Origin of the sequence: Sorangium sp. So ce204, assembly GCF_051526795.1 — a bacterium.
Classification (GTDB): domain Bacteria; phylum Myxococcota_A; class Polyangia; order Polyangiales; family Polyangiaceae; genus Sorangium; species Sorangium cellulosum_B.
The window spans coordinates 6,811,967-6,838,195 of record NZ_CP150317.1 but is presented as its reverse complement, the minus strand read 5'-3'; the positions used below and the strand labels follow the sequence as shown (position 1 = coordinate 6,838,195).

Sequence of the window (26,229 nt, the reverse complement as noted above, 5' to 3'; positions counted from 1 at the left end):
CGGTGCTCACGCGCTCTGCTGAAGACCATTTCGTCCTCGTGTCGCCGCTTATTCACGCGTGATGCCAGGTGTAAGTTCAATGGCAGTGTCTGGAATTGTCGAGAAATTCAGCTGTGTTGTTGATTTGTGTGGCCCAGGTGACAATCGTGCCTCACCAGGCTGTGACAGCGAGACAATCGGCTACGCGATGCCGGCGGCCTCTGGGCATGGCGCGCGTCAGGCGTTGTTGAGCTCGATGCTTGACGAGCTCATCCTTCAGCGCTCGACATGATGAAAGCAGGCCGCGTGTCGATGGGGCCGCCGGCGCGAGCGGCTCGTGCGGTCTGAAGATGCGGCTCGCTCCCAGGCAGCGGCCGAGGCGAGGATGCGCGCGTCCTCGGGCACGTTCTCGAGGTAGCCCCGGTGGCGCTCGGGGTCCTCGATCTTTCCTTGCCGCGCGTGAGAGCAAGAGGTCGCGGGCCTCGATCAACACGGCCCACGCTCGGACGCCGTCACCCATCGCGTGCAGATCTCTCGCGGCGCGGGGAGGACCTCAGGCGGCGAGCCCCGCCCTTCTATCGCTCTCCCGCGCTCAGCCCACCGCAGGCCCGGCCTTCCGCTGCGCGCTGTCGCAGACCCAGCGGACCACCCCGGGAACGACCCCCTGCGCGATCGCGCTCACCCGCGAGCCCACGTCGGGGTAGATCTCGAACCGCCCGCGCGCCATGCCGTCGGCCATGCTGCGCGCCACGGCGTCCGGCTCGAGCGTCTTCACGTTGCCCGCGATGGCCTTCGTCTCCGCCGGCTTGTACTGGTTCTCGAACGCCAGCTGCGGAGTGTCGGTGTCGGGCGGCATGCACACGCTCACCCGCACGCCGTGAGGCCACATCTCCGCGCGCAGCGCCTGCGAGAAGCCGATCAGCGCGAACTTGCTCGCCGCGTACGGCGTGTAACCGTAGATGCCGATCACGCCCGCGAGCGACGAGACGTTGAGCACATGGCCGCTGCCGCGCGCCGCCATCGCAGGGAGCACCGCCTTGCACAGGTGCACCGCGCCAAAGAAGTTCACGTCCATCATGCCCCGGAACTGATCCATCGGCAGCTCGAGGAAGCGCCCCGGCATCACCACGCCCGCGTTGTTCACGAGGTGATCGATCGGCCGGTCGGCGAGCCGCGACTCCATCGCCCGCGCCACGTCGTCCGCCCGGCTGATGTCGAGCTCCAGGACGTCGACCCGCGCGGACGGGTGCTCGCGCCGGATGCCCACGGCGGCCTCGTCGAGGAGGGCGCGGCGGCGCGCCACCAGCGTCACCGCGGCGCCGTACCCCGCGACGAGCCTCGCGAACGACAGCCCGATGCCGCTCGAACCGCCGGTGATGAGAACGCTCTTGCCCTGGAAATAAGTTCGGGTGTCCATCGGCGGCCGAACCTACCCCAGGACCGCCCGAGGCGCGAGGCGCTCGTGCAGGCCCGCGGCGGCGCGCCTCATGACGGCTGCGAAAGCTCGACGTCGGGGTTCGCTCTCCCCGATACGCCATTGGCCAGCTTCGAACCGCCCATCGCGCTCGCCCACGCCCTCACCTTCCGGCTCACGGCGGTCTTCGCGCTGCTCAGATAGTTTCTCGCCTCACCGCTGTACAGGCCGGCGGCGAACACCGCTGCGAGGCTCGCCGCCGCGGCCACCGGCTGGAGGGCTCTCCGGCCGAGCTTGTTGAGCTTCCTCTTTTGCTTCTTCGAGAGCTTCGCCTTCATGATCCCATCAGCTCAGCAGGGGTCGTGCCATGGCGATCGAGGCCGAAGCGCGGTGACGAGCGCAATGCGCCCCGGTGACACGCGCCCCGCAAACAGGACGTTTTGCCTCGGTGTGGTGGAAATGCGCCTTCCCATGGGGAATGCCGCCCGCGTTACGACCAGCGATGTTGGGAAGCTCACAGCCTGGGCGGACTTGCGGCCGCCAGCGGGCGGCCTCGTCCGGCCGCTGCGGGCGGAGCCGCTGGCGATCGGGGCCGAGTTCGTTTACTCCGTTGTAAGCAGGCTCATGCGAGGTCTCAGGTAAGGCGGGGACGAGATGCGCGTGGGAGACGTCATCGACCGTCGCTTCCTGATCGAGCGCCTCGCCAGCTCGGGCGGGATGGGGGACGTCTACCGCGCCTGCGATCTGGTCACGAACGAGCCGGTGGCGCTGAAGGTCCTGCAGCGTCGGGGGCTCCAGGAGGCGATCCGGTTCGCGCGCGAGGTCGAGGCGCTCGAGGCGCTCACCGCGCTGCGGCACCCGGGCATCGTGCGCTACATCGCGCACGGCGCGACCGACGCGGGGCAGCCCTACCTCGCGATGGAGTGGCTCGCCGGCGAGACGCTGACCGAGCGGCTCACCCGCAGCTCGCTCACGATCGCCGAGAGCATCGCGCTCGCGTCGCGCATCGCGTCGACGCTCGGCGTCGTGCACCGCGCCGGCATCGTCCACCGCGACCTCAAGCCGAGCAACCTGCTCCTCGTGGGCGGCGCGATCGAGGGGGTCACGCTCATCGACTTCGGCGTGGTGCGCCTCGGCGCCATGGACCGGCACCTCACCATGCCCGGGACGATGCTCGGCACCCCGGGCTACATGGCGCCGGAGCAGGCCCGCAGCGAGCCGAACATCGACCCCCGCGCCGACGTCTTCTCGCTCGGCTGCGTGCTCTTCAAGTGCCTCACCGGGCGCTCGGCGTTCCAGGGCGCCGACGGGCTCTCGGTGCTCATCAAGGTCATCCTCGAGGAGCCGCCGCGGCTCCGGGAGCTGCGCGGCGACATCCCCGAGGCGCTCGACGACCTCGTCGCGCGCATGCTCGCGAAGCCGCCGAAGGACCGGCCCCGCGACGGCGACGCGGTCGCGGCGGAGCTGCTGGCGCTCGACGACGCGGGCGCCGGCGCCGCGAGCAGCCGCCCGTCGAACACCCTGCGCGGGGGCGAGATCACCACGAACGAGCGCAAGATGATGTGCCTCGTGCTCGCGCGCGACGCGAGCGGCGACGCCGAGGCGACGCGCTCGCAGGAGGAGGACCTGGAGCGCAGCAAGGCGCTCATCGCCGTCGCCGAGCGCTACCAGGGCGAGCTCGAGATCCTGGAGTCGCGCTCGCCGCTCATCGTGCTCACCGCCGGCGGCGCCCCGACCGACCTCGCGGCGCAGTCCGCCCGCTGCGCGCTCGCGCTGAACGCGCTGCTCGGCAGCGTGCCGGTCGCGCTCGTCACAGGCCGCGCGGAGATGTCCGCGCGGCTGCCGGTCGGCGAGCTCATCGACCGCGCGGTCCACCTGCTGCCGCCCGCGCACGCGCCCGCCGGCGCCGGCGCCGACGCCGTCTGCATGGACGAGGTGACCGCGGGGCTGCTCGGCGCCCGGTTCGACGTGACCCGCGACGCGGGCCGCCTCCGCCTGCACGGCGAGCGCGAGGAGCTCGCCTCCACGCCGCCCCTGCTCGGCAAGCCGACGCCCTGCGTCGGGCGCGACCGCGAGCTCGCGCTGCTGGAGGCGGCGTTCTCGCACTGCGTCGAGGAGTCGACGCCGAGCGCCGTGCTCGTGACCGCCCCCGCGGGCGCGGGGAAATCCCGCCTGCGCTCCGAGCTGATCCGGCGGCTCCGCGACCGCGGCGAGGACCTGGAGGTGTGGATCGGGCGCGGCGACCCGATGAGCGCCGGCTCGGCCTTCGCGCTGCTCGCCCCGGCGCTGCGGCGCGCGATCGGCCTCTTCGAGGGCGAGCCCATGGAGGCGCGGCAGCGCAAGCTCCGCGCGCGCGTCGCGCGGTACGGCCACGCCGAGTCGGCGCGCACCGCGGCGTTCCTCGGGGAGCTCGTCGGCGTGCCGTTCCCCGACGGCGACAGCGTGCAGCTGATGGCGGCGCGGCGCAGCCCCGTGCTGATGAGCGACCAGATCCGCGTCGCCTGGGAGGAGCTCCTCAGGGCCGAGTGCTCGGCGAGGCCCGTGCTGCTCGTGCTCGAGGACCTGCACTGGGGCGATCTGCCGAGCGTGCTGCTCGTCGACTCGGCGCTCCGCAACCTCGGCGATCAGCGGCTGATGGTGCTCGCGCTCGGCCGGCCAGAGGTGCGGGAGCTCTTCCCGAAGCTCTGGGCGGGGCGCGGCGTCCACGAGGTGCAGCTGTCGGGGCTGCCGCGGCGCGCGAGCGAGCGGCTGGTGCGCCAGGTGCTCGGCGAGGACGTCGCGCCGGAGCTCCTCGCGATGATCGTCGACCGCGCCGACGGCAACGCGTTCTACCTGGAGGAGCAGCTCCGCGCGGTGGCCGACGGCAAGGGCGCCGACCTGCCCGAGACGGTGGTGGCGATGGTGCAGGCGCGCATCGAGGCGCTCGACATCGAGGCGCGGCGGGCGCTGCGGGCGGCGAGCGTCTTCGGGCAGACGTTCTGGCAGGGCGGGGTGTCGGCGCTCGTGGGCGGGGCGCAGGTCGCGCCGAAGCTGGTCGAGCTGGAGCAGCGCGAGGTGATCTCCCGGCGCGGCGAGGGCAGCCTCCCCGGCGAGGTGGAGTACGGCTTCCAGCACGCGATCGTGCGGGAGGCGGCCTACGGGATGCTGACGGACGGCGACCGGCGGCTCGGGCACCGGCTCGCCGGCGAGTGGCTGTCGCGCGCGGGCGCGGGCGCGGTGGACGCGATGGCGCTCGGCGAGCACTTCGAGCGCGGCGGCGAGCTGTCGCGGGCCGCGGCCGCGTACTGCCGCGCGGCGGAGCAGGCGCTGCGGGCGCAGGACCTCGCCGCGGCGATCGAGCGCGCCGAGCGCGGCGTCGCGTGCGGCCCGAACGCGCAGGCGCTCGGCGCGCTGCGCCTCGTGGAGGCCGAGGCGCACGTCTGGCGCGGGGAGCTCGCGCTCGCGGAGCAGCGCGGGACCGAGGCGGTGGACCGGCTGCCCGCCGGCTCCGCGGCGTGGTTCTCGGCGATCAAGCACGTCGCCATGGCCGCGGGCAAGCTGGGCGGCTTCGAGCGGGTGGAGCGCTGGATGAGCGCGGCGCAGGCCGCCGAGGCGGAGGCGGAGGGCGCGCTCGTGGCGAAGCACATGTGCCTCGGCGAGGGGGCGCAGCTGCTCGTGTTCGGCGGGCGCTACGCGTTCGCGGACGCGCTGATCGAGGCGATCGAGGGCGACGGGACGGATCTCGCGGAGCGGGAGGTCGAGGTGGTGGCGCGGCTGCATGCGGCGCGGTCGGCCCGGGCGCTCGTGAGCGGCGATCCCAGCGCGTGCCTCGCGGGGCTGTCCGCGGCGCTCGCGGCGTTCGAGCGCGCGGGCGACCGGGGCAACGCGTGCGCGTTCCGCATGAACGTCGGGTACATGCACGCGGAGCTCGGGGATTTCGCGGGCGCGGAGGAGGTGCTGCGCAGCGCGCTCTCGGGCGCGGAGCGGATGGGGTTGCACGATCTCGCGGTCGCGACGCTCAGCAACCTGGGGCACGTCCTCGGCTACCGGGGGCGGATCGAGGAGGCGGAGCGGACCGAGCGCGAGGCGATCGCCCTGTCGCAGCGGCTCGGGGATCCGCGCACGGAGGGGAGCGCGCGGACGTACCTCGCGCGGATCGCGCTGCTCGCGCGGGACTTCGAGGGGGCGGAGCAGGAGGCGAGGGCGGCGGCGGAGATCCTGCAGAGCGCGCCGCCGCTGCGCGCGGCGGCGGTGGCGGCGAGGGCGAGGGCGCTGCTCGGCCTGGGGAGGTTCGACGAGGCGCTGTCGGCGGCGGGGGAGGCGTTCTCGATGCTGAACGCGATCGGGGCGATCGAGGAGGGGGAGTCCGCGGTGAGGAACGTCTACGCGGAGGCGCTGGCGGCGAACGGGATGGAGGCGGACTGCGCGGCGGCGATCGCGGCGGCGAGGGAGAGGTTGATGGAAAGGGCGGGGAAGATCAGCGATCCGGTGTGGAGGGAGCGGTTCCTCACGATCCCGGAGAACCAGCGGACGCTGGAGATGGCCGAGCGGTGGGCGGGATAGGAGGGACGGACGGGGGGCTCAGCCCTCGCGGGGCTCGGCCGGCAGGCCGGCGTTCTTGCGGAGGGTGGCGATCAGGCGGTCCATCGCCTCGCGGTAGGTCTTCTGGGCCGCGGCGATGCGCTCCTCCATCGTCTCGTCGATCTGCTTCGCCTGGGTCGCGGACGAGTCGAGCATCGCCTTGCTGCGCCCGAGCTCCTCGATGCGCGCCTCCGACGCCTTCTTCTCCTCGTCGGTGCGGCTGCCAGAGGACTGGAATGCTCGCTCCGCCTGGACCGCCTCGTCGATCGACTTCTTGATGGTCTCGATCTCCTCGAGCATCCGGCGGAGCCGGAGCTTGTGCTCGACCATGTCGATGTGGACGACGTAGCTCACGAAGCTCACGGCGTCGGCCTGCTTCTCGAGCGTCGCGGCGTTCTCCTTGCCGAGCGAGGCGCGGTAGCGCTCGAGGCGGCGGTGCGCCTCGCTGCGCTCGCGGACGTACTTCTCGAGCTGGCGCTCGACGCCCTCCTCGAGCGCGTGCGCCGTGGCCCCGGTGACGTCGACGTCGCACCCCTTCTGCTTGACGACGTACTGCGCGGCGCCGCTCACCTTGCGGGTGAGGTCCTCCTTGTTGTCGTTGAAGAACGCCACCGCGCCGTCGACGGCGCGCACGCGCTCCACGTAGTCGTAGCTCCGGCCCGCCGCGTCCGCCTGCTCGATGACGTCGAGGACCTGCTTCCAGTCCGGCTTCTTGAGCTGGTCGGGATAGCCCGCGAACTGCTCTGTAGCGCGCTTCGCGAGGTCCACGCGCTCGCCGAACGACGTCGCCGTGGCCTGTAGCTCGGCCGGGTAGCGCTCCGCGTAGCCGCTCTGCGAGGCCGACGACGCGATCTCGGGCTCCGGCTTGGGGGCGCTGCAGCCGAGCGCGAAGAGCTGGCCGGCCAGGAAGAGCGCGCCGGCGATAAGGTACGGTCGGTTCATGGACGCTGGCCTATAGCCCATCTCCGCCCTGGCCGCGCGTGCTCCGCGCCGACGCCACCTCGGTCAAGGGTCACGTGACCCACATCCGCGCAGCCCGGCGCAATCAGGGCGACGCACGCGCGACACCACGGCACAAGGAGCCATGTTGCGCGTCGTGTGCGCGTCGTGTTGAAACGCGGAGAACGCCGGAATCGCTTCCCTTTCGTACCCGCCCTTGGCATCGTCACGGGCCCGCTCTGCGCGTTCAGTTTGCGTTCCAGACGGTCGAGGACGGTTGTTCCTTCACTCTGCATTTCACAAGCGCCGGCGCCTGTCACGGAGGCGCCGGCCACCTTCGCGAGGGATGTGAGGCATGGGAGCTCTGAAAGACAAGGTCGTCATCGTCACGGGCGCGAGCTCGGGCATCGGCAGGGCGACGGCCGTCGCGCTGGCCGCCGAGGGCGCCAAGGTCGTCGCGAGCGCGCGGCGCGAGGCGCAAGGGCGCGAGCTCGTCGCGGCCGTCAAGGATCGCGGCGGGGAGATCACCTGGGTCACCGCCGACATGCGGGTCGAGGGCGACGTCGAGGCGCTCGTGAAGGCCACGGTGTCCACCTACGGGCGCCTCGACTGCAGCTTCAACAACGCCGGAGCCGGCTTCTTGGTGCCGCTCGCCGACATGTCCAACGCCGACTACGACCTGGTCATGGACACGAACCTCCGCGGCGTCTTCTGGTGCATGAAGTACCAGCTCAAAGCCATGCTCGCGAGCGGCGGGGGCTCGATCGTCAACTGCGCGTCGGTGGCCACGTCGCGCTTCTTCCCCGGGCTCGCGATCTACGCTGCATCCAAGGCCGGCCTCGTCGCGCTCACGCGCACCGCCGCGGTCGAGTACGCGCAGAAGGGGATCCGCATCAACGCGGTGAGCCCCGGCGTCGTCGAGTCGGAGATGTCGACGGCCGGCTGGCGCCTCGACGATCCCCAGGGCCGCGCCTTCGCCGCGTCGCTCCACGCCATGAACCGCGTCGGCGGGCCCCACGAGGTGGCCGCGCTCGTCACCTTCCTCTTCAGCGACAAGGCCTCGTTCATCACCGGCCAGGAGGTCGCCGTCGATGGCGGCCTCCTCTCGGCGGCGTGGCCCGCCAACTACGCGGGCGGGGGCTGATCCGCGCGCCGCTGCTGCGCCCGGGGGAGCGCGCCGCGGCGGAGCCCGGCCGCAGGCCGCGCGCCTCACCCCGCCGCGCTCGGATCCTCCGAATCGCCGGTTCCCGAGCCTCCTGCGCCCCATACTTCGGCCATGGGTCAGCCTGAAGCGGAGCCGCCCCCCGCGGCGGGTCGTGGTGAGCACCCGGCGGCCTCTGCCCCGTCGCTGTTGCGCGCGCTCCGCCACCGGAACTACCAGCTCTTCTTCGCCGGCCAGCTCGTCTCGCTGGTCGGCACCTGGATGCAGTCGGTCGCCCAGTCGTGGCTCGTCTACCGGCTGACGGGCTCGTCGCTGCTGCTCGGCGCCGTCGGGTTCGCGACGCAGATCCCCGTCTTCCTGCTCGCCCCGATCGGCGGCACGGTGGCCGACCGGCGGAGCCGCCACCGCATCCTGCTCGCCACGCAGTCCGCCGCGATGGCGCTCGCCTTCGGGCTCGGCGCGCTCACCCTGAGCGGGCACGTCCAGGTCCCGCACATCCTCGGGTTCAGCGTGCTCCTCGGCGTCGTGAACGCGTTCGACATCCCGACGCGGCAGGCGTTCGTCGTCGAGATGGTGGGCAGGGAGGACCTCGCCAACGCCATCGCGCTCAACTCCTCGATGTTCAACGGCGCGCGGATCCTCGGCCCGGCGGTGGCGGGCATCCTCGTCGGCGCGATCGGCGAGGGGTGGTGCTTCGTCGCGAACGGGGTGAGCTTCCTTGCCGTGCTCGGGAGCCTCCTGGCGATGCGCGTCGCGCCCCGTCCGGCCGCGGCCGGGCGCGGCTCCGCGTTCGCCCATACGGCCGAGGGCTTCCGGTTCGTCGCGCGCACCAGGGCCATCCGCGCGCTCCTCCTCCTGCTCGGGGTCGTGAGCGTCACCGCGATGCCGTACGCGGTGCTGATGCCGATCTTCGCCGATCGGATCCTGCGCGGCGGGGCGCAGGGGCTCGGCATCCTGATGGGCGCGTCGGGCGCCGGGGCGCTGCTCGGCGCGCTCGTCCTCGCCAGCCGGAGGCGGCTCCGGGGCCTCGGCCGCTGGGTCGCCGCGGCCTGCGCGGGGTTCGGGGTGGCGCTCGGGCTGTTCGCGCTGTCGCGGTCGTTCTGGCTCTCGGCGCTCCTGCTCGTGCCCGTCGGCTTCTCGATGATGGTGCAGATGGCGGGGTCGAACACGCTCGTGCAGGCGATGGTGCCGGACGCGCTCCGCGGGCGCGTCATGGCGGTCTACGCGATGATGTTCATGGGGATGGCCCCGCTCGGCGCGCTGCTCGCCGGCTGGCTCGCGGGCAAGATCGGCGCGCCCGCGACCGTGGCCTCGGGCGGCGTGTGCTGCGTCGCCGCGGCGGCGGTGTTCGCCGCCAGGCTCCCCGGGCTGCGGCAGCAGGCGCGGGAGCTGATCATCGCCCAGCAGATGGCCGCCGGGACGCCCTCGGAGCAGCTCACCCAGCCGGTCGCGGCGGGGGCCGCCTCGGAGGCGCAGGGCGCGGCGCGGCCGGCGTGAGCGGGCGGGGCCGGCGCGGTCCGGCACCTCGCATGCACGCCGCGGGTCGAGGCGGGCGTGTGTGCGGTCGACGCACTGCGCGCCGGGCGAGGGAGGGGATCATGGGGCAAAAGGCCAAGCAGCGGTCCGAGGCGCAGGCGCAGGCGCAGAAGAACGCGCGGTTCGACGAGGTCGATCAATCGAAGGGGATCTTCCGGCTCGACGGGCCGCACCCCAAGGACGCCGAGCTCCGCGCGCCGGGCTCGCTCGGCGGCGGGCCGTACGAGGAGTCGGGCCGCGGCGGCCCCGCGGGCTCGCTCGAGCTGCGGGAGACCGGCGCCGAGGCCACGGCCGCGGGCGCGGCGGCCCCGCCCGAGGAAGAGCCGCCGCCGGAGAGCGGCGCGACCGAGCAGGTGCAGCCGAGAGGCGCGTTGCCCCAGCACGAGGAGCCGGGCGCGAAGGAGCGCAAGGCCGCCGGGCAGAGATAGCGGGGCGCGGCGCCCCGGCGGCGCTCGCGCCGGCGCCTCGCGCGCTCACCGCGGGGCGACGACGCTCGCGACGCCGAGGGCGACGTATCTGCCGACGGTGCCGGCCACGCCCATCGTGTCGCGGAAGCCCTTCATGAGCCGGCTGGGCAAGACCAGGTCGTCGAGCAGGAAGCCGCCGAGCGCCGACAGCGCGCCCGTGAGCGCGCCGCCGCGCCGCCCCGCCGCGTCGAGCGCTTTCTCGTAGCCGATGCCCCACACGAGCAGGCCCCCGGCGAGCGCCGCGATCCCTGCGGGCGTGGCGATCGGATCGAACCGGTCCTTCGCGCGCCGCCCTCCGAGGCCGACCGCCGCCGCCATGGCGTTCATGGCGGCCCAGGGCGAGCCGCGCTTGAGGGTGGACGCTGCCATCATCGTGCACATCGTCGCTGCCGTCAGCACAACGCCGGTCCGCAGCCCGCGCGTGACGATCTCGCTCATCCGGATCGCCTGCTGAGGGCGCTGCGCCGCTGCGCGAGGCGTCGCCCAGGGAGACCCGGGCGTCGCCGCGGGCGGCAGGGCGGTCGCCTCGGGCGGCAGCGCCGTTGCCTCGGGCGGCGAGGCGATCGGCGCGGCGGCCACCGAGGCGGCTTCGGGCGGCGGGGACGTCGCCTGGAGAGGTGAAGTCACCCCCTCGGAAGGCGGGACCAGCGCCTCGGGCTGATCCGGCTCCGCGCCCTCCCGGCGGCCGACATGGAGGTAATCCTCGCGGCCGTCATGGTACGTGTAGGGGACCGGCCTGGGACCCTGGTGCTCCGGCTCCGCCGTTCCTGCGGCGCGTTCCGGGTTCATTCGATTGTCCATCTGGCACCTTTCAGCGATTTCTGCGGATACGTGGGTTCCTCTCCCCGGCATGTGCCAACTCCGTGCCAGGTCCGAGCTGGCCAGTCCATCGAGTCGGGGCGCCGTCGGTTCGTGGCCGGCGAGAGCGCCGCGGTCCGACGGCGGCGACCCGGTCGCTCCGCCGGCCCGACCGATCCGTCCTCCGCCGCCCGACGGCTGTGGTTTGCCGCTCGCATGGGGGCGCGCTCAGGAGGATTTCATGAGCACAGCCCGCCCGCTGGAGAGCACCACCGCCACGAGGACATCACGCGCCGTGAAGACGGCGGGGGTGATCTTCGGCATGGGCGCAGGTGGCCTGATCGACGGCATCCTGTTTCATCAGCTCCTGCAGTGGCATCATCTGATCTGCTTCAGCTGCCATCCAGGCGCGACCATCGACGATGTGAGGCGGAACATCTTCGTCGACGGTCTGTTCGGCGTTGTCGCATTGGGCCTCACCGTGGCAGGTGTCATCAAGCTCTGGAGCGCCCTGCGCGCGGGCGGAGCCGAGCTCCCCGGACGGATGCTCCCGGGCGCCGCCGCCATGGGCTGGGGGCTGTTCAACCTGGTCGAGGGGGTGATCGATCATCACCTCTTGCAGATCCACCATGTCCGTCCGGGTCCGGGGCAGGTCGGCTGGGACGTGGCCTTCCTCGCGTCCGGTGTCCTGCTGATGCTGGTCGGCCGGCGCCTGATGCGCGAGGCGCCCGCGTCAGCGGCCGCGCCGGCTCGGACCTGAGTCGCCCCCGCGCCAGGCCAGCTGGACCAGGCGGTGCAGCAGCGACAGCGACGGCGCCTGAGGGCCTGCCTCGAGCGACGGAAACGCGCTCGTCAGCTGGGCCGCGGCGAACGGCGTCTTCCTGGCGATGAGCAGCTCGCAGCGGCCGTTGAACACCGCGGGGTCCCGGGGCGAGGCGGGGGGGGCCAGCGAGAGCGCCTCCGGGAGCTCGGCGACGGCCCGCCTCAGGTCGTCGAGCTCCTCGATCGCGAGGCGCCGCTCGTGCGGCGCTTCTGCGCCGTCGCCGCCCGCGCGCAGCAGCGCGTGCCCGCTGGCCTGCGAGCGGAACGGGCCGTCCGAGGACGGGGACAGCGAGAGCTCGACCTTGACCCAGCGGCGCCCTCCGCCGGCCGGCGCGATGCCCTCGAGGACGAGCAGCCAGTCGGGGGCCGCGGGCCGGCGCGCCAGCGCGCGCCTCGCCCAGCGGCGCTGCGCTCCTGGCCCGACCCACGGCGAGAGCCCCGCGTGCCACGCGCGGAACGCGAGCTCATCGCGGTACGCCGCGCCCGGGAGCCACCCCCTGGCCACGCCGATCGACTCCCAGACCGCGAGCCCGGCCGCGAGCGCCGGACCCACGCTGATGCACTGGACCAGCCCCGGAATGCAGGCGCCGGCCGCCGCGAGCACGGCGCCTCCGGCCGCCGTCGAGGCGGCGAGCTGGACCGCGCCGAGCCCGAGCTCCCACGGCTTGCAGCCCCGGCACCGCTGCCGCAGCTCGGCGGTGCTCAGCTCGCTCGGATCGCGCAGGTCGCATGCCGCTCTGGTCATAGTCCTCGTCGCCGCCGGGCGCCGGACCGGAGGCGAGCTCTGCCATCATACCGCGGATCCCGCGGCGCGCGCGTTCAATCCGCGTCGCCGCCTGGCGACGGGTTCAATCCGCGTCGCCGCCTGGCGACGGGTCAATCCGCGTCGCCGCCTGGCGACGGGTCAATCCGCGTCGCCGCCTGGCGACGGGTTCAATCCGCGTCGCCGTCAGGCGACGCGATGGCGCCGACCTTCGCCCTGGTCGCGCGCAGATAATCGCCGGGAGCGATGAGGATCTGCGTGCCGCGCACGCCGGCCGAGACGGAGACGACCTCGAAGAGCTCGATCGTCTCGTCTGCATAGACGGGATAGGCCTTCTTCGCGCCCAGCGCCGTGACCCCGCCGCGCACGTAACCGGTGAGCGGCTGGACCTCCTTCAGCGACACCGTGTCGACCTTCCGGTCGCCGGTGAGCCTGGCCATCGCCTTCAGATCGAGCTGGGCGTTGCCCGGCACCACCGCGAAGCAGACGCCGTGGCGATCGCCGCGCGCCACCAGCGTCTTCCACACCTGCTCTGGCGGCAGGCCGATCTTCCTGGCCACGGTGCCCGCGGTCAGGTCGCTCGGGTCGACCTCGTAGGTGCGCAGCTCGTACGGGATGCCGAGGCTGTCGAGGATGCGCGCGGCGTTGGTCTTCATGGGAATGGGCCGGCCCATGTTATACCCGAACCGGCTCCGGTTCGGGTTCTGCTCGGTCCTCGCGCGCCTCGACGTCGAGGCCGACTACGCCGCGGTCGAGGGCGCCTTCCTGCGGGAGGCGGGGTTGCTCGGGTAGGCGCCGCTCGGGTAGGCGGCCGGGCGCGGGGCGCCGGCTCAGCGCGGGCGCCGGTCGTGGAAGAGGAGCATCTCGATGGTGCCGGCCTCGCGGAGCCAGGGCTGGTCGTGCGGCCCCGGCAGGACGCGGAGGGTGTGGGGGATGGACCGCTTCGCGAGCTGCGCGGCCAGGGCGGCGTTCGCGTCGCGGAACGGGTCTCCCTCGCTGGTGAGCAGGTGGAGGTCGCGCGGGCCCGTCGCGGCGACGGCCCTGGCGAGCCGGTCGGCGTAGGCAGGGGCGCGGTGGGCGCTGATGGCGGACTGCACGCCGCCGAGGGCCCCGAAGAGCTCGGGCCGGCGGAGGAACACCTCGATCCCGATGAAGCCGCCGAGGGAGCAGCCGTCGAGCGAGGTGCGGGCCGCGTCGTCGAACGCGGGCGCCTCGGCGCGGGCGCGGGGGACGACCACCTCCGCGAGCCAGCGCGCGTAGCCGTCGAGCGCCGCGGAGGGGTTCGGGGCCTTGTGGACGTTGGGCGTGAAGGGGCACGCGATCGCGAGGCCGCGGAACGGCCGCGCCGCGAGCGCGGCGTTGACCTCGGCGAGCCGCGCGTCAGTCCAGTCCTTCCGGCGCGAGGTGCGGCCGACCGGCGGGCTGCGCAGCCGCTCATAGGCCGACCCGAGGCCGTACCGCTCCAGCCACGCGAAGGCGCCGAGGCGCTCGTCGCCGGTCTCGCCGAGGCCGTGGAGGAGCACGAGCAGCGGCACGCGCTCGCCCGGGGCGAGGTGCTTCGGGGCGAGCAGCGTGAACCGCCTGCCGAGCGCGCGATCGCCGGGGACCTGGAGGTCGCGGACGTCGAAGGCGGGCGGGGAAGCGGCGGGCGGCGGCGAGGGCGGCGCTGCGCCGGCGGGCGGCGGCGAGGGCGGCGCTGCGCCGGCGGGGTCGGCGAGGGCGGCGCGCGGGGCGAGGGCGGCGGCGCACACGGCCAGGAAGGGGCGCCGGTGGAGGAGCATGCGCGGAGTGTCGCAGCTCCGCGGCCGTCAGTCAGCCCGCACCCGCGCTCCGAGGCGCGCGGCGCCTGCGAGCGGCGTCCGGGCGCTGCGCTGCGGGGGCGGTGGCCGTTCGGGATCTGACGCCAGGTCGACGAGCCCAGAGTCTCTGGGAAGTTGCTCTTCCAACGCATGTCCAAGACACCGAGCAACGGAGTCGCCCTTCGCTGTCCGCGGCTTGACTCGGCTGTGTGTGGTCGTAGGCTCCCTGCGAAATTGCCGCGCCGCTGCGCGCTGTTCTGGGTGGATCGCGGCGACGCGCTGATGGATCCATACCGTGCTCGAGAGAGCCGGTCAGCGGAAACGAGCTATCGAAGGCTTCGGACCTGCGGTGTTGGCGAACGCGGGCGTCGCCACCGGACTTGTCGAAGGGGGGACGGTCATGTGGATTCAGACGGGGGCGATCGCGCTCGCGGCGGTCGCGGCGGCCGGCTGCGCGCACGCGAAGGGCGGCCGGGGCGCGGGCGATGTCGTGTACCTCGACCAGGGATGGGGCGATGAGGAGCGCCGGATCTTCTACCGCGCCTCCCAGGGTGCCAGGCTGATCCCGCTCGGGTGGTTCCTTGCGCTCGAGCGGGAAGACGGCGCCGAACGGTTCGCCGCGAGCGACTATGTGGCGCGCTATCGCTTCATCGACGATCCGGACGCGAAGAACAACCCGGAGCGCCTCCCGGTGGGGTTCGCCAGGGACGTCGACCCCCCGACGCGCGAGGTGTACGTCGGGTTCACGTGCGCGACTTGCCACACCCGCCAGATCTCCTACCGTGGAGCGAGGATCCGGATCGACGGCGGCCCGGCGACGATCGACGTGGTCGCCTTCACCGACGCGATCTTCGGCGCGCTCGACCGCACGCTGGAGACGCCGGAGAAGCTGGATCGCTTCGCGAGGACGGTCCTCAAGGACCGTTACGGCGAGGACTCCACGCGCGCCTTGCGAGCGCAGATGGAAGAGAGGCTGGAGGTGGTCCGCCTACAAGCGTTCACCCGGGGCGCGGCGGGGCCCCACGCCGCCGTTGACGGGTTTGGCAGGCTGGACGCGCTCGGGCGCGCCGGCAACCTGCTGTTCGGTCCTCTCAGTCCGGAGAACCTCCGCGCGGCCAACGCGCCGGTCGACTATCCTCACCTCTGGGATGCGCCGAGCTACGACTGGGGCCAATGGAGCGGATCCATCATGCAGCCGATGGGGCGCAACATCGGGGAGGCCCTGGGGGTGGGCACGCACACGCGGCTCGACCCCACGCCACAGGGGGCGAGGGTGCAGCTCCAGTCGAGCATCCGGGTGGACAACCTGCACCTGATCGAGCAGCAGGTCGAGAAGCTCCGCGCGCCGCGCTGGCCAGAGCACCTGCTCGGCAGCATCGACCGGGAGCGGGCGGCACGCGGCGGGCGTCTCTACAGGATGCACTGTGCGAGCTGTCATGACCCTGGGTGGACTCCACCGGATGAACACGGCAAGCGCTTCCGGCGAGCGATGATGTCCCCGCTCGAGTTGATCGGCACCGATCCGACACACGCCGTGAATTTCAACGAGCGCACGGCGGATCTGGGGACGCTCGGGCTCGGGGAGATGGGGATGGCGCAGGCGCTGGAGTTCGGCACGTCGGCGATCCGCGAGCTGAAGTACGAGGAGTACGGCCTGTCGGCGGAGCAACGGCTTGTGTGGAATGGGTATCGCCCGAACCGGTGGCGCGCGCCGCGCGCGTACAAGGCGCGGGAGCTCAACGGGATCTGGGCCACAGCGCCGTATCTTCACAATGGCTCCGTCCCTAACCTGTACGAGCTGCTCCTGCCGGCGGACCGGCGTTCGAAGAGGTTCTACCTCGGCAGTGCGGAGTTCGACCCGAAGCACGTCGGCCTCCAGGTGAAGCCCTTTCAGGGAGGGTTCGAGCTCGCGACGGACATCCCCGGAAACTCGAACGCCGGGCACGAATACCGCGACGGGCAGCGCGGAAACGGCGTCATCGGGCCCGCGCTGACCGAGCAGGAGCGCTGGGATCTGGTCGAGTACCTGAAGACGCTGTGACGGGCGCGCGCCTGGCGAGGTGCGCCGAGCGATGGCGGCGCGGGGGGAGCGCCGGCCTGCTGGTCTGCCAGAGCGGGCTCGATGGTCGCCGTGGAGGAGGTCCAGGGCTGGCAGGTGCTGACAGGAAATGCCCGAGGCGCGCGCGGCGGGGTGGACGCGCCGGGGGCGCAGCGGGTACACCGATGCGCCCATGGACACGACGCACGACGCAACGGACGACGAGGTTGGGCAGACGCGCCCGATCCGCCCTGAAGATCAGGACCCCAAGCTGTGGAAGGGGAACGGGTGGACGGCGCGGGTGATCAAGAACGAGGACGACGACGGGTGGGCAGTCGAGATGACATGCGACGGCCAGAGCGAGCCCTCGCTGGTGGGGCCGTGGACGATGGGGCGTGACAAGAAGAACCCGAAGCCCCTCGACGCCAGCGCCTTCGCTACCTTGGTGAAGACGGCGAACGAGGTCCTCTCGCGGCACGTCCAGCAACGCCGGGCGCAGCTGCACCGGAGCGTGACGACGGTCGTCGGGGGCGGCGCCCGGATGCGGGTGGACCTCGACATCGTACCCGACGAGGACGATCCCCATGCCATCCTCACGGGGCGAGACGCGGCAGGAGAGACCGTCAGGCGGTCGAGGGTGCCCCCGGACTTCAAGCTCACCGCCGAGAGCGCGCGGACGTGGCTCGAAGAGGGCGTTCCCGAGCCGTGACGGGCGCGTAGCCGGCGATGGCCGGGTGAGAAGGCACGATCGACGGATTGACCTCCTTCAGGCACGCCCACGCGCGTGGCTTTCGCCGAGGCGATCTGCCGGGCACGGACGAGAGCGCGGACTTCAAGGAATCATGGCTTCGCTACCACAGCCACCCTCACCGTGGTAGCTTTTTACAGTGGGGCCTACGCCGTCTCCGCGGCGCGGGCGTTGGCTTTCGTTCCGTGGGGAGCGCTCGCGCGCGCTGTCAGGAAGGGGATGGAACGTCATGTCAGATCAAGACAATCGGGTTGCAGAGCCGTTGGTGAGCAGAAAAACGCCTGAGCCTCCGGTCGCCATCGTGTTGACCGGCGCGGGGGCCCGCGGCGCATACGAGGCCGGCTTCGTCTCCAGGCTGCTGCCCGAGCTCGGGAAGACCCGACCGACGATCCTGATCGGCACCAGCGCCGGCGCCATCAACGCCGCCCTGATCGCGTCGCTGGCCGCCAGGACCCCGGAGGAGGCCGGCGCCGAGCTCGTCGAGCGCTGGCAACGCATCCACAAAGAGATGGTCCTCGGTCCTGTCTGGCTCTCCTTGGTTCGCGCCGGCCTGGATTACGCCGCCGGCTTGCTGTTCGGCACGGACGGCCCCACGAGCTTGCTCGACACGAGACCGCTGCGGAGAAACCTCGCGAACCGGACCCTGATCGACTGGGATGTCATCAGCGACAACCTGCAAGTCAACCCCAAGTACTGCGGGCGCGGCGGGAGGGTGGACGGCAACAGGCCCATGGTCGATGTGCTCGCGGTTGCCACGACGGAGTCCGGGTCGGGGCGAACCAAAATATTCTACCAGATGGGCACCAACAGCCGTGCGAAAATACCGCAGAACGACGACGATCGGGCCATCGACTACGTCCCTACCCAGCTGTCCTCGGACCACGTGCTGGCGTCGGCCGCGATCCCGGTCCTGTTCTCTCCGACCCGGATCGGCTCGTCGGCTCGCGGCCGCTTCTACGTCGACGGCGGCGTGCGCCTCAACGCGCCGCTGCGGCCCGCGATCGATTTCGGCGCCAAGGGCATCATCGTCGTCTCGACGGACTCCCGGCGATATGGCGCCTCCGCAGCGGTGAACATCCACGAGTGGCCAACGCTGCAGGATCACGTATTGCAGATGATGCGCGTGATCACCTCCGATCGCATGATCGAGGAGGTCCGCAAGCAGCTGGAAGCGAACGAGACATCCGGGGAGACCCCCATCCCGATCATCTTCGGCGGCCCATCAGGGCAAGAAGACGTCGGCTCCGTGGCGGCGAGAGCTCTGGAGGACATCCTGCGTGGCACGCGCAAGCTAGAGCATCACGACCTCGCCCTGCTTTACTGGCTCACCTCCGTGAGCCCGCACAGCCGTCCCGATGTGCTCAGCTATGTGCTGTTCAACGAGATCTTCATCAGCGACGCGTTGCGGGCGGGCATTCAAGACGCCGATGAGTTCATCGAAGACGCCTACACGTTCAGCGTAGGCGGTTCGGACGAGGCGAAGCTCTGGAATGCGCTGCAGAAGAGGCACGACGAGAAGATGAACCGTCCGCGGTCATGCCCGTGAGCGTTCGCCGCCTGCACGCCATGGTTGAATCCGCTGGATATCGTCCGGAGCGCCTGCTGCATCGCGCGGTGCGTGAGGCCGCCGGCAGCCGCCATGCCGCGGCGCTCAGCCCGGGTGGATCGGCGTCCAGGCCGGCGGGTCGCTCGCCGGGAACGACTCGTCCGACGCCTCGTCCACCGGCTCCCACGCCTCGCGCTGCGAGAGCGACCCCCCGCGATCGAGCGGCGTCTGCCGGCTCCGCTCCTCGCGCGTCTTCGCCCTCGTCGCCTCGGGGCCGGCCGCGGCGCCTTCCGGCGATTCCGGCTGTCGCTCCGCTGCCTTCTTCTCGTTCGTTCCCATGCGTCACCCTCCGGCGCTCCCGTGCCCGACACGACAGGTGGAGCCGGCGAGGCGTGCCGCAAGGGGGACCCCGCGCTGGATCGCGACCGCTCTCGCTCGCTCCTCCCCGCTCAGCGCGCCGGCTGATCCTCGACGAACCGCTCGAGCACGGCCTTGCGCAGCAGCTCCGGCGGCAGGATCCCCTGGGCGAGCACGAAATCGTGAAATCGCTGCGCGTCGAAGCGGGGGCCCATCATGGACTCGACCTCTTCCCGGAGCTCCATCAGCCGGGTGAACCCGTAGAAATACGATGTCGCCTGTCCCGGCGCGCGGAACGTGTAGCGCTCCACCTCGGACCGAGCGAACGGCGCCGACAGCACCACCTCCTGCTCCAGGAAGGCGCGCGCGGCCGCGGGCGTGATCTTGCCGGCCTGGAGCTCCGGGTCCAGGAAGGCGCGCGCGGCCCGCAGCAGGCGGAATTGCAGCGAGACGAGCTGACCCTCGGGCGGCATGAACGGGAACACGAGCGCCTCGGAGTACAGCCCCCACCCCTCGGCGTTGGCGCTGTTCATCGCGAAGACCGCCCGGGCGATCGAGACGCCGCGCTCGACGAGCGAGGCGAACTGAAGCTCGTGTCCGGGGCGCGCCTCGTGGGCGGTGAGCGTCCACGACGCCGCTGCATGGGTGAAGTCATCGACCTTCTGCAGCTCGTCCGCGGCGCCGAGAGGGCCCGGGAGGCTGAGCGGCAACACGAACTCCCCCACTTCCCCCTGGTTGCCGATCAGCCGCGGCGGCCGCATGTGAGGCGCTGGCGTCTCGGCGCTCTCGGCGGCGGTGCCGAGCCGGATGCGCGCAGGCCGCTCGGGCAGCGTGACGAGGCGCTCTTTCCTGATGATGTCCTCTATCTGGGCCAGCCGCGCCTTGTAATGCGGCAAGATGGCCTCGCCCACCAGCTGCTCTTTCTTCAGGGCGCGGATCACGTCGCGGTAATCCGCGCCTGGCAGCTCGCGCGCCCTGGCGACCGATCTCGAGAGCTCCTGCATCCGCGCCGTCAGATCCTCGAAGGCGGCGTGGGCCAGGGGCGCGAGCTCGGCGGGCGGCAGATCGACGCCGTACGACTCGAGCGCGAACGCATAGAGCGGCCGCGGCAACGCGAAGTCGGTCCGCGCCCGGGGGAGCACGTCGCTGCGCAGCGCCGCGTCGTACGCCTCGAGCTGGCGGTTCAGCGCCGCGAGCGGCTCGTCATGGCCGCTGATGCCGTATTTCCTGAACAGCTCACCGATGCCCTCCCGCACGCGGGCGTTCGTGGCGAGGTGCCGCTCGATCTCCATCCTGGGCGGGGCGAGCAATCCGGGCTTCTCGAGGTCCTGGAGGAGCCTGGCCATGGCCTGCTCGGCGATGGGCACGTAGCCCGCCTCCATGCCGGCATAGCGCCGGAGGCGCGTGCGGGCCGCAGCTCGCCGCGCCGGGGATACGCGGTCGTCCAGCAGGCTCGAGATGCCGTCGAACACGAGCCCCGTGACGTGCACGTAGGTGACGCTGTACTTCTCCTCGAGCTCCGAGCTCTGAACGGCCCGGCCCGCGGCGTCCAGCAAGATCTGCAGATCTTCGGCGACCGCCGGGTCCTTCTCGGTCTCTCGCCGTTTCTGGAGCTCCACGATGGCCGCGCGGAAGGCCGCGCGTTTCTGCGCCTCGACCCCGGGCGAGAGGTCCGCGATCTCCCGGTCCGCGCGCTCGATCCCCAGCGCTCCGGCGCGCTCCGGCGAGAACCGGACGAGCACGTCGAGGAGGACCTTTGCGTGCTCGTTGCTGCGCTCGACCCAGGCCGGGGGTCGCCGGGCCGCGGCAGGCGCCGATCGCGCGGCGGGCGCGGTGCTCGTGGCCGCCGAGGGCGGCGGCGAGGGCAGGGGAGCCGGCGCGGCGGCAGGAGGCGGGGCGCCTCGGGCGCACGCAGCGGCGAACAGGGGGACGAGGAGGGAGGTGCGAAGTGCGCGCAGGGCCATGCCGCACATCTTGCGACGGCGCCGCCGCGCGCCAGCCGCGACGCGGAGCAAATGCGGCCGGCGTGAGCCCAGCTCAGCTGTGCTCGAGCGGAAGCCCCGCCTTCACCCAGCCGCTCGTGCCGCCATCCAGGTTGTAGAGCTGGTTGAACCCGAGCCGCTCGGCGAGCTTCGCCGCCGTCAGGCTGCGGGCGCCCTTCGCGCACACGAACACCACCCTATCGCGCGGCAGGGCCCGCTGCGGATCCGCTCTCAGCTGATCGAGGGGCACCAGCCGCGCGTGCGGCACGTGGCCGACCGACCACTCGCGTGGCTCACGCACATCCACAACGTCCACCTCCCCGCTCTTGATGAGCTCGTCCGCGTCCCTGGGCGATATCGTCTGGATCATTCGTCCATTATAACGGACGCGTCCGACAGTGGCAACCCGGGGGACACAAGTTCGCCGTCGAGACGAAAACCTTCGAAATCCCGTGTGTACCGCCTGTTTCGAGGATCCAGCCAGGGGGTTGGGCGGCGTGGGCGGCTGGCAGGGAGCCCGGCGGCGTCCGTCTCAGCGGACAGCCGCCGGGCGGCCAGTCAGCGGGACCTCCCGATCTGGATCCTATGCAGCGCGTCAACCAGCGCGTCGATGTCCTCGCAGGTGTTGTAGGGGGCGAGCGACGCGCGCACGGTGCTCTCCAGGCCGAAGCGGCGCAGGATGGGCTGCGCGCAGTGGTGGCCCGAGCGCACCGCGATGCCCTCCCGGTCGAGCGCCCCGCCCACGTCCTCGGTGCGCTGCCCATCGAGGACGAAGGAGAGCACGCCCGCCTTGTCGGCCGCGGTGCCGATGAGCCGCAGCCCGGGCACGGTCGCGAGGGCGTGGGTGGCGTAGTGGAGCAGCTCGTGCTCGTAGCGGCCGATGTTCTCGATCCCGATCCGCGTCACGTAGTCGAGCGCGGCCCCGAGGCCGACCGCGTCCGCGATGTTGCCGGTGCCGGCCTCGAAGCGCGCGGGCGGCGGGTGGTAGATCGTCCGCTCGAAGGTGACGTCCGCGATCATGTTGCCGCCGCCCTGCCAGGGCGGCATCGCGTCGAGCACCTCGCTCTTGCCGAAGACGGCGCCGATGCCCGTGGGGCCGAACACCTTGTGGCCCGAGAACACGTAGAAGTCGCAGTCGAGGAGCTGCACGTCCGCGCGCATGTGGGACACCGCTTGCGCGCCGTCCACGACCACGCGCGCGCCGTGCCGGTGCGCCATCGCCACCATCTCGCGGGCGGGCGTGATCGTGCCGAGCGCGTTCGAGACCTGCGTGATCGAGACGAGGCGCGTCCGCGGGCCGAGCAGCTTCTCGTACTCCTCGAGGATCACCTGGCCCCGGTCGTCCACCGGAGCGACACGGAGCCTTGCGCCCTTCTCGGAGCAGAGCTGCTGCCACGGCACGATGTTGGCGTGGTGCTCGAGCCACGTGATGACGATCTCGTCGCCCGGGCCCACGTTCCTCCGGTCCCAGCTCTGGGCGATCAGGTTGAGCCCCTCGGTGGTGCCGCGCACGAACACGATCTCGCGCGTGGACGGGGCGTTGATGAAGCGGCGCGTCGCCTCGCGCGCCGCCTCGTACGCGTCCGTCGCGCGGGCCGCGAGCGCGTGCGCCGCGCGGTGGATGTTGGAGTTCTCGTGCTCGTAGAAGTACGAGAGACGATCGATGACGGCCCGGGGCTTCTGGGTCGTCGCCGCGTTGTCGAGCCAGACGAGCCGCTTGTTGTGGACCCGCTCCTCGAGGATGGGGAAGTCGCGGCGGATCGCGTGGGGGTCCAGGATGCCGGCCGAGCCGCTCACGCCGCGGACCAGCGCCGGATCCACGGCGCGGATCTCGTGCGCTTCGACCTGGGGAGGGCCGACAGGCGACTCGATGCCCAGCGCGGACGCGCCGGGCACGAAGTACGGGTCGGCGTCGCGGCCCGCGAGATCGCCCAGCACCGGGACGCGGAGCACCTCGTCGGCCGCTCCCAGGCTCAGCGGATCGGAGCCCACGAGCGGGACGCGGACGAAGCCGGCGCGCACCGTCGCGTCCGGCAGCGCCACCTCGCCGGGGAAGGCGGGCGTCGCGCCGGAAGAAGCGAGGACCGCGCCGGGAGCCGGCAGTGCGGCGCCGGAATAGGGCGGGACAGAGCCGGAATAGGCGGGGACAGAGCCGGAGTAGGCGGGGACAGAGCCGGAGTAGGCGGGGGCTGACCCGGGGTAGACGGGGGCCGCCGCCGCGGACGGCCCCGGTACAGGGGACGGCGCCGCGCCAGCCACCGCCAGGTGCGGGACGGGTGACTGCGACGGCGCGGCGCCAGGCAGCGGGGCCGCCTGCGCCGCCGCCCCCTGATTCAACGGCGCGCCGAGCATCTCGTTCGCGAGCTGCGCGATCACCGCGGCCAGCGAGGCGGGGTCGAAGCCAGGGCCGGCGGGCGCCGGCGCGGGAGCGCCGCCCGGCGCCGAGAGCGGCACGTTCAAGGGCGCGATCCCAGAGCTCCCCACGGCGTGAGTCACCTGCAGCAGCGCAGCCTGGAGATCCGCTGTCTGGATCTCACTTGTACTCATAGTAGCTGTCCACCTGGACGCCCTCGAGCACGCCGAGCGCATCTTCGGTCAGAACCGCCGCCGAGCAATAGAGGGACGCGAGGTACGAGGCAGCCCCGAGCTGGTTGATGCCCATGAAGCGGATCGACAGGCTCGGGCTCACCTCGCCCTGGATCCCCGGCTGGAACAGGCCCACGACACCGCGCTTCTTCTCGCCGGTGCGGACCAGCAGGATATCGGTCTTGTTGCCCGCGAGGTGCAGCTTGTCGGTGGGGATGAGCGGGAGGCCGCGCCACGTGAGGAACGGCGAGCCGAACAGGGTCACCGTGGGCGGCGGAACGCCGCGCTTCGTGCATTCGCGACCGAACGCCGCGATGGCGCGCGGGTGCGCCAGGAAAAAGGCGGGCTCCTTCCACACCTTCGTGATCAGCTCATCGAGATCGTCCGGCGTGGGGCCAGCGCCGCGCGGCTTGACCCGCATGCTCTCATGCACGCTGTTCAGCAGGCCGTAGTTGCCGTTGTTGATCAGCTCGTCCTCTTGCTTCTCCTTGAGCTTCTCGACGAGGACGGTGAGCTGCTCCTTCACCTGATCCATCGGGCTGCGGAACAGGTCGGAGATCCGGGTGTGCACCTGGATCGTCGTGGTCACCGTGTTGAGCACGAACTCGCGCGGCTGCTCTTCATAGTGGATGCGCGCGGTGGGCAGCTCGGCCGCGTCATCCGGGCTGCAATCGACCGCGAAATCGTTATCGACGACCCGGTTGAGGCGGTACACGCCTGCTTCGACGGGCGTCCAGGGGAGCAGCTGCACGAGCCAACGCGGGGTGGAGCCGGCCCACTGGGGCGGAGTCTTGCTCGTGTTGGCGTGTTGCCTTGCGGCGCGCTCGCCAAGGTGATGGCGCACCGGCCCCGAGCCGCCGGCGCGCCACCGACGCGCCACGACGACTGAGCGGCGACGGCGTTGGCGGGCACAAGGTGCTTGGCGGGCTTTGTCCGTTATGTTAGATGAATATCCGCTGGTAATCAAGCGCGGCGTTCGCTGCCCGCTCGACGTCCTCCGACCTCGAGGACGCGGAGGCATGCCGTCGCACCCCAGAGGGCCCATGTCGAACGTCACACGCGGCCGGTTCGAAGACAGCGCAGAATCCATCGGCCGCACGCCGCTCGTGCGCCTCCGTCGCGTCGTCGACGGCGCGGGCGCGCTCGTGCTCGCGAAGATCGAGGGCCGCAACCCGGCGTACTCCGTCAAGTGCCGTCTCGGCGCGGCGCTCGTGTGGGACGCCGAGGAGCGGGGGCTGCTCGGTCCGGGGAAGGAGATCGTCGAGCCGACTAGCGGCAACACGGGCATCGCGCTGGCCTTCGTCGCGGCGGCGCGGCTATCAGCTCGGGCGGCAGGCGCTGCCGTCGCGCGAGGTGCTCGTCGGCATCGCGCGCGATCTGCGCGCCGTGTTCTTCCCGGCGCACTTCGGGCCCGCGGATCTCACCGAGGAGGGGACGGACTACTTCGTCGGGCACACGCTCGACGCGGCGCTGCTCGCGCTGCACGAGCAGGTCCGGAGGGGCCTTGGCTTCCCGAGGGAGCTCGACGCCCGCGAGGCCGCCCGCCGCGAGGGCCGCGCCGCCGAGATCGTGCGCGACTTCGCCGCGGGCCTCCCCGCGGTGCAGGAGCTGCTCGAGACCGACGTGCGCGCGGCGTTCGAGGGCGACCCGGCGGTGACCAGCATCGACGAGGCGGTGTTCTGCTATCCGGGCATCACCGCGATCATGCACCACCGGATCGCGCACCTGCTCTACACGCTCGGCGTACCGCTCATCCCGCGCATCCTCTCCGAGATCGCGCACGCCGACACCGGCATCGACATCCACCCCGGCGCCGAGATCGGGGCGAGCTTCTTCATCGATCACGGGACGGGCGTCGTCATCGGCGAGACGTGCCGTATCGGCGAGCGCGTGCGCCTCTACCAGGGCGTCACGCTCGGCGCGAAGAGCTTCCCGCGCGACGCGAGCGGCAACCCCATCAAGGGGATCGACCGCCACCCCATCGTCGAGGACCAGGTGGTGGTGTACGCCGGCGCGACGATCCTCGGGCGCATCACCATCGGCCGCGGATCGAGCATCGGCGGCAACGTGTGGCTCACGCGCAGCGTCCCGCCGAACAGCCGTATCAGCCAGGCCCAGGTGCGGAGCGACGTCTTCGAGGACGGCGGCGGCATCTGACGGGGGGCCGAGCGCGCCGTCACGGCGCGCTCGGCGCGGGCGAGATCCCGCTCGTGCCCGGCGCCGGCGCGGTGTATGAGCGCCGGCCTTCCGCCGAGGCCGCCCCGCGATGATCCCCCGCCGCCGCCTGCACCGCGCCGTCTTCGCGCTGGCTGCCCTCTACAACGCCTGCTGGGGGCTCTACGCCGCCGCCGACCCGCAGTGGCTCTTTCGCTTCGCGGGCATGGAACCCCTCAATCACCCGCAGATCTTCGCCTGTCTGGGGATGGTCGTCGGGGTGTACGCCATCCTCTACGCGGAGGTCGCGCGCGCGCCCGAGCGCGGGTTCCTCCTTGCGGGCGTCGGGCTGCTCGGCAAGGTGCTCGGGCCGATCGGCCTCGCGGCGCTGCTCGTCACCGGGCAGTGGCCGCCTCGGTCCGCCGTCCTCTGCTTGACGAACGATCTCGTCTGGTGGATCCCCTTCGGCCTGTACCTCCACGACGCGTGGCCGTTCTTCGTGCGGCAGTGGAGGGATGCGCCGGGGAGCCCGTAGCGCCTCCGGGGGGCTGACCTCCGGGCCGAGCCGGGGACGAGCTC

General features: G+C 72.1%; 21 protein-coding genes and 2 pseudogenes. 11 read left to right on the top strand and 12 right to left on the bottom strand.

What is annotated here, in order from left to right; translation table 11 throughout:
- Nucleotides 1-571 precede the first annotated feature (571 nt).
- Both WMF22_RS25395 and WMF22_RS25390 read right to left on the bottom strand, forming a co-directional pair.
- Entirely contained in the window at nucleotides 572-1,396 is an 825-nt protein-coding gene (locus WMF22_RS25395) for an SDR family oxidoreductase (RefSeq protein WP_437292584.1), read from the bottom strand.
- Nucleotides 1,397-1,464: 68 nt separating this feature from the next.
- The gene (locus tag WMF22_RS25390) at nucleotides 1,465-1,731 is read right to left on the bottom strand and encodes a hypothetical protein (RefSeq protein ID WP_437292583.1); all 267 of its coding nucleotides are present in this window, start codon (nucleotides 1,729-1,731) and stop codon (nucleotides 1,465-1,467) included.
- 316 nt (nucleotides 1,732-2,047) lie between these two features.
- Here WMF22_RS25390 and WMF22_RS25385 point away from each other — a divergent pair, with 316 nt between their 5' ends.
- Nucleotides 2,048-5,935, top strand: a complete 3,888-nt coding sequence (locus WMF22_RS25385; protein ID WP_437292582.1) for a serine/threonine-protein kinase — start codon at nucleotides 2,048-2,050, stop codon at nucleotides 5,933-5,935.
- A gap of 18 nt (nucleotides 5,936-5,953) precedes the next feature.
- Here WMF22_RS25385 and WMF22_RS25380 read toward each other — a convergent pair whose 3' ends face one another.
- Nucleotides 5,954-6,895, bottom strand: a complete 942-nt coding sequence (locus tag WMF22_RS25380; RefSeq protein WP_437292581.1) for a hypothetical protein — start codon at nucleotides 6,893-6,895, stop codon at nucleotides 5,954-5,956.
- Nucleotides 6,896-7,247: 352 nt separating this feature from the next.
- On the opposite strand from WMF22_RS25380, the gene WMF22_RS25375 reads away from it, so the two are divergent.
- The 3 genes from WMF22_RS25375 to WMF22_RS25365 all read left to right on the top strand — a co-directional run bounded on the left by WMF22_RS25375 (nucleotide 7,248) and on the right by WMF22_RS25365 (nucleotide 10,018).
- On the top strand, nucleotides 7,248-8,036 hold the full coding sequence (locus tag WMF22_RS25375) for an SDR family NAD(P)-dependent oxidoreductase (RefSeq protein WP_437292580.1): 789 nt from the start codon (nucleotides 7,248-7,250) through the stop codon (nucleotides 8,034-8,036).
- A 132-nt stretch (nucleotides 8,037-8,168) separates the two neighbouring features.
- Nucleotides 8,169-9,551, top strand: a complete 1,383-nt coding sequence (locus tag WMF22_RS25370) for an MFS transporter (protein WP_438031457.1) — start codon at nucleotides 8,169-8,171, stop codon at nucleotides 9,549-9,551.
- A gap of 101 nt (nucleotides 9,552-9,652) precedes the next feature.
- The gene (locus WMF22_RS25365; protein ID WP_438031456.1) at nucleotides 9,653-10,018 is read left to right on the top strand and encodes a hypothetical protein; all 366 of its coding nucleotides are present in this window, start codon (nucleotides 9,653-9,655) and stop codon (nucleotides 10,016-10,018) included.
- A gap of 45 nt (nucleotides 10,019-10,063) precedes the next feature.
- Here WMF22_RS25365 and WMF22_RS25360 read toward each other — a convergent pair whose 3' ends face one another.
- The gene (locus tag WMF22_RS25360; RefSeq protein ID WP_438031455.1) at nucleotides 10,064-10,846 is read right to left on the bottom strand and encodes a hypothetical protein; all 783 of its coding nucleotides are present in this window, start codon (nucleotides 10,844-10,846) and stop codon (nucleotides 10,064-10,066) included.
- 250 nt (nucleotides 10,847-11,096) lie between these two features.
- Between WMF22_RS25360 and WMF22_RS25355 the strand changes: the two genes are divergently transcribed.
- A complete protein-coding gene (locus tag WMF22_RS25355; RefSeq protein WP_438031454.1) occupies nucleotides 11,097-11,615 on the top strand; it encodes a DUF2243 domain-containing protein in 519 nt (172 codons plus the stop codon).
- On the opposite strand, the gene WMF22_RS25350 is transcribed toward WMF22_RS25355, so the two are convergent.
- The 3 genes from WMF22_RS25350 to WMF22_RS25340 all read right to left on the bottom strand — a co-directional run bounded on the left by WMF22_RS25350 (nucleotide 11,589) and on the right by WMF22_RS25340 (nucleotide 14,221).
- Nucleotides 11,589-12,422 carry a hypothetical protein gene (locus WMF22_RS25350; protein WP_437292575.1) on the bottom strand — a complete coding sequence of 278 codons (834 nt, stop codon included), beginning with the start codon at nucleotides 12,420-12,422 and terminating at the stop codon, nucleotides 11,589-11,591. The genes WMF22_RS25355 and WMF22_RS25350 overlap by 27 nt on opposite strands.
- Before the next feature lie 188 nt (nucleotides 12,423-12,610).
- A complete protein-coding gene (gene ybaK / locus WMF22_RS25345) occupies nucleotides 12,611-13,096 on the bottom strand; it encodes a Cys-tRNA(Pro) deacylase (protein WP_437292574.1) in 486 nt (161 codons plus the stop codon).
- A 174-nt stretch (nucleotides 13,097-13,270) separates the two neighbouring features.
- Nucleotides 13,271-14,221 carry a hypothetical protein gene (locus WMF22_RS25340; RefSeq protein ID WP_438031453.1) on the bottom strand — a complete coding sequence of 317 codons (951 nt, stop codon included), beginning with the start codon at nucleotides 14,219-14,221 and terminating at the stop codon, nucleotides 13,271-13,273.
- A gap of 418 nt (nucleotides 14,222-14,639) precedes the next feature.
- Between WMF22_RS25340 and WMF22_RS25335 the strand changes: the two genes are divergently transcribed.
- The 3 genes from WMF22_RS25335 (at nucleotide 14,640) to WMF22_RS25325 (ending at nucleotide 18,571) form a co-directional block, all read left to right on the top strand.
- Entirely contained in the window at nucleotides 14,640-16,280 is a 1,641-nt protein-coding gene (locus WMF22_RS25335) for a di-heme-cytochrome C peroxidase (protein WP_438031452.1), read from the top strand.
- Nucleotides 16,281-16,470: 190 nt separating this feature from the next.
- Nucleotides 16,471-16,986 carry a hypothetical protein gene (locus WMF22_RS25330; protein WP_437292571.1) on the top strand — a complete coding sequence of 172 codons (516 nt, stop codon included), beginning with the start codon at nucleotides 16,471-16,473 and terminating at the stop codon, nucleotides 16,984-16,986.
- Nucleotides 16,987-17,254: 268 nt separating this feature from the next.
- Complete coding sequence (locus WMF22_RS25325; RefSeq protein ID WP_438031451.1) at nucleotides 17,255-18,571, top strand: patatin-like phospholipase family protein; 1,317 nt, start codon at nucleotides 17,255-17,257, stop codon at nucleotides 18,569-18,571.
- Between the two features lie 105 nt (nucleotides 18,572-18,676).
- On the opposite strand, the gene WMF22_RS25320 is transcribed toward WMF22_RS25325, so the two are convergent.
- The 5 genes from WMF22_RS25320 to WMF22_RS25300 all read right to left on the bottom strand — a co-directional run bounded on the left by WMF22_RS25320 (nucleotide 18,677) and on the right by WMF22_RS25300 (nucleotide 24,340).
- Nucleotides 18,677-18,910 carry a hypothetical protein gene (locus WMF22_RS25320; protein WP_438031450.1) on the bottom strand — a complete coding sequence of 78 codons (234 nt, stop codon included), beginning with the start codon at nucleotides 18,908-18,910 and terminating at the stop codon, nucleotides 18,677-18,679.
- Nucleotides 18,911-19,020: 110 nt separating this feature from the next.
- Nucleotides 19,021-20,901: a DUF885 domain-containing protein gene (locus tag WMF22_RS25315; protein ID WP_438031449.1), complete on the bottom strand. Its 1,881-nt coding sequence runs from the start codon at nucleotides 20,899-20,901 to the stop codon at nucleotides 19,021-19,023.
- 64 nt (nucleotides 20,902-20,965) lie between these two features.
- Entirely contained in the window at nucleotides 20,966-21,280 is a 315-nt protein-coding gene (locus WMF22_RS25310; RefSeq protein ID WP_272093559.1) for a rhodanese-like domain-containing protein, read from the bottom strand.
- A 188-nt stretch (nucleotides 21,281-21,468) separates the two neighbouring features.
- Nucleotides 21,469-23,457, bottom strand: coding sequence for a family 2A encapsulin nanocompartment cargo protein cysteine desulfurase (locus tag WMF22_RS25305; protein WP_438031448.1), 1,989 nt, complete (start codon nucleotides 23,455-23,457; stop codon nucleotides 21,469-21,471).
- Complete coding sequence (locus WMF22_RS25300; RefSeq protein ID WP_437292566.1) at nucleotides 23,444-24,340, bottom strand: family 2A encapsulin nanocompartment shell protein; 897 nt, start codon at nucleotides 24,338-24,340, stop codon at nucleotides 23,444-23,446. Before WMF22_RS25300 ends, WMF22_RS25305 begins: the two co-directional genes overlap by 14 nt.
- 199 nt (nucleotides 24,341-24,539) lie before the next feature.
- Between WMF22_RS25300 and WMF22_RS25295 the strand changes: the two are divergent.
- From WMF22_RS25295 to WMF22_RS25285, 3 genes and pseudogenes are all read left to right on the top strand, one after another.
- Nucleotides 24,540-24,812, top strand: a pseudogene (locus tag WMF22_RS25295) (pyridoxal-phosphate dependent enzyme); the annotation flags it as partial.
- Nucleotides 24,813-24,822: 10 nt separating this feature from the next.
- Nucleotides 24,823-25,653: pseudogene (epsC, locus tag WMF22_RS25290) on the top strand (serine O-acetyltransferase EpsC); the annotation flags it as partial.
- A gap of 109 nt (nucleotides 25,654-25,762) precedes the next feature.
- Nucleotides 25,763-26,185, top strand: a complete 423-nt coding sequence (locus WMF22_RS25285) for a hypothetical protein (RefSeq protein WP_437292564.1) — start codon at nucleotides 25,763-25,765, stop codon at nucleotides 26,183-26,185.
- The last annotated feature ends 44 nt before the right edge of the window (nucleotides 26,186-26,229 follow it).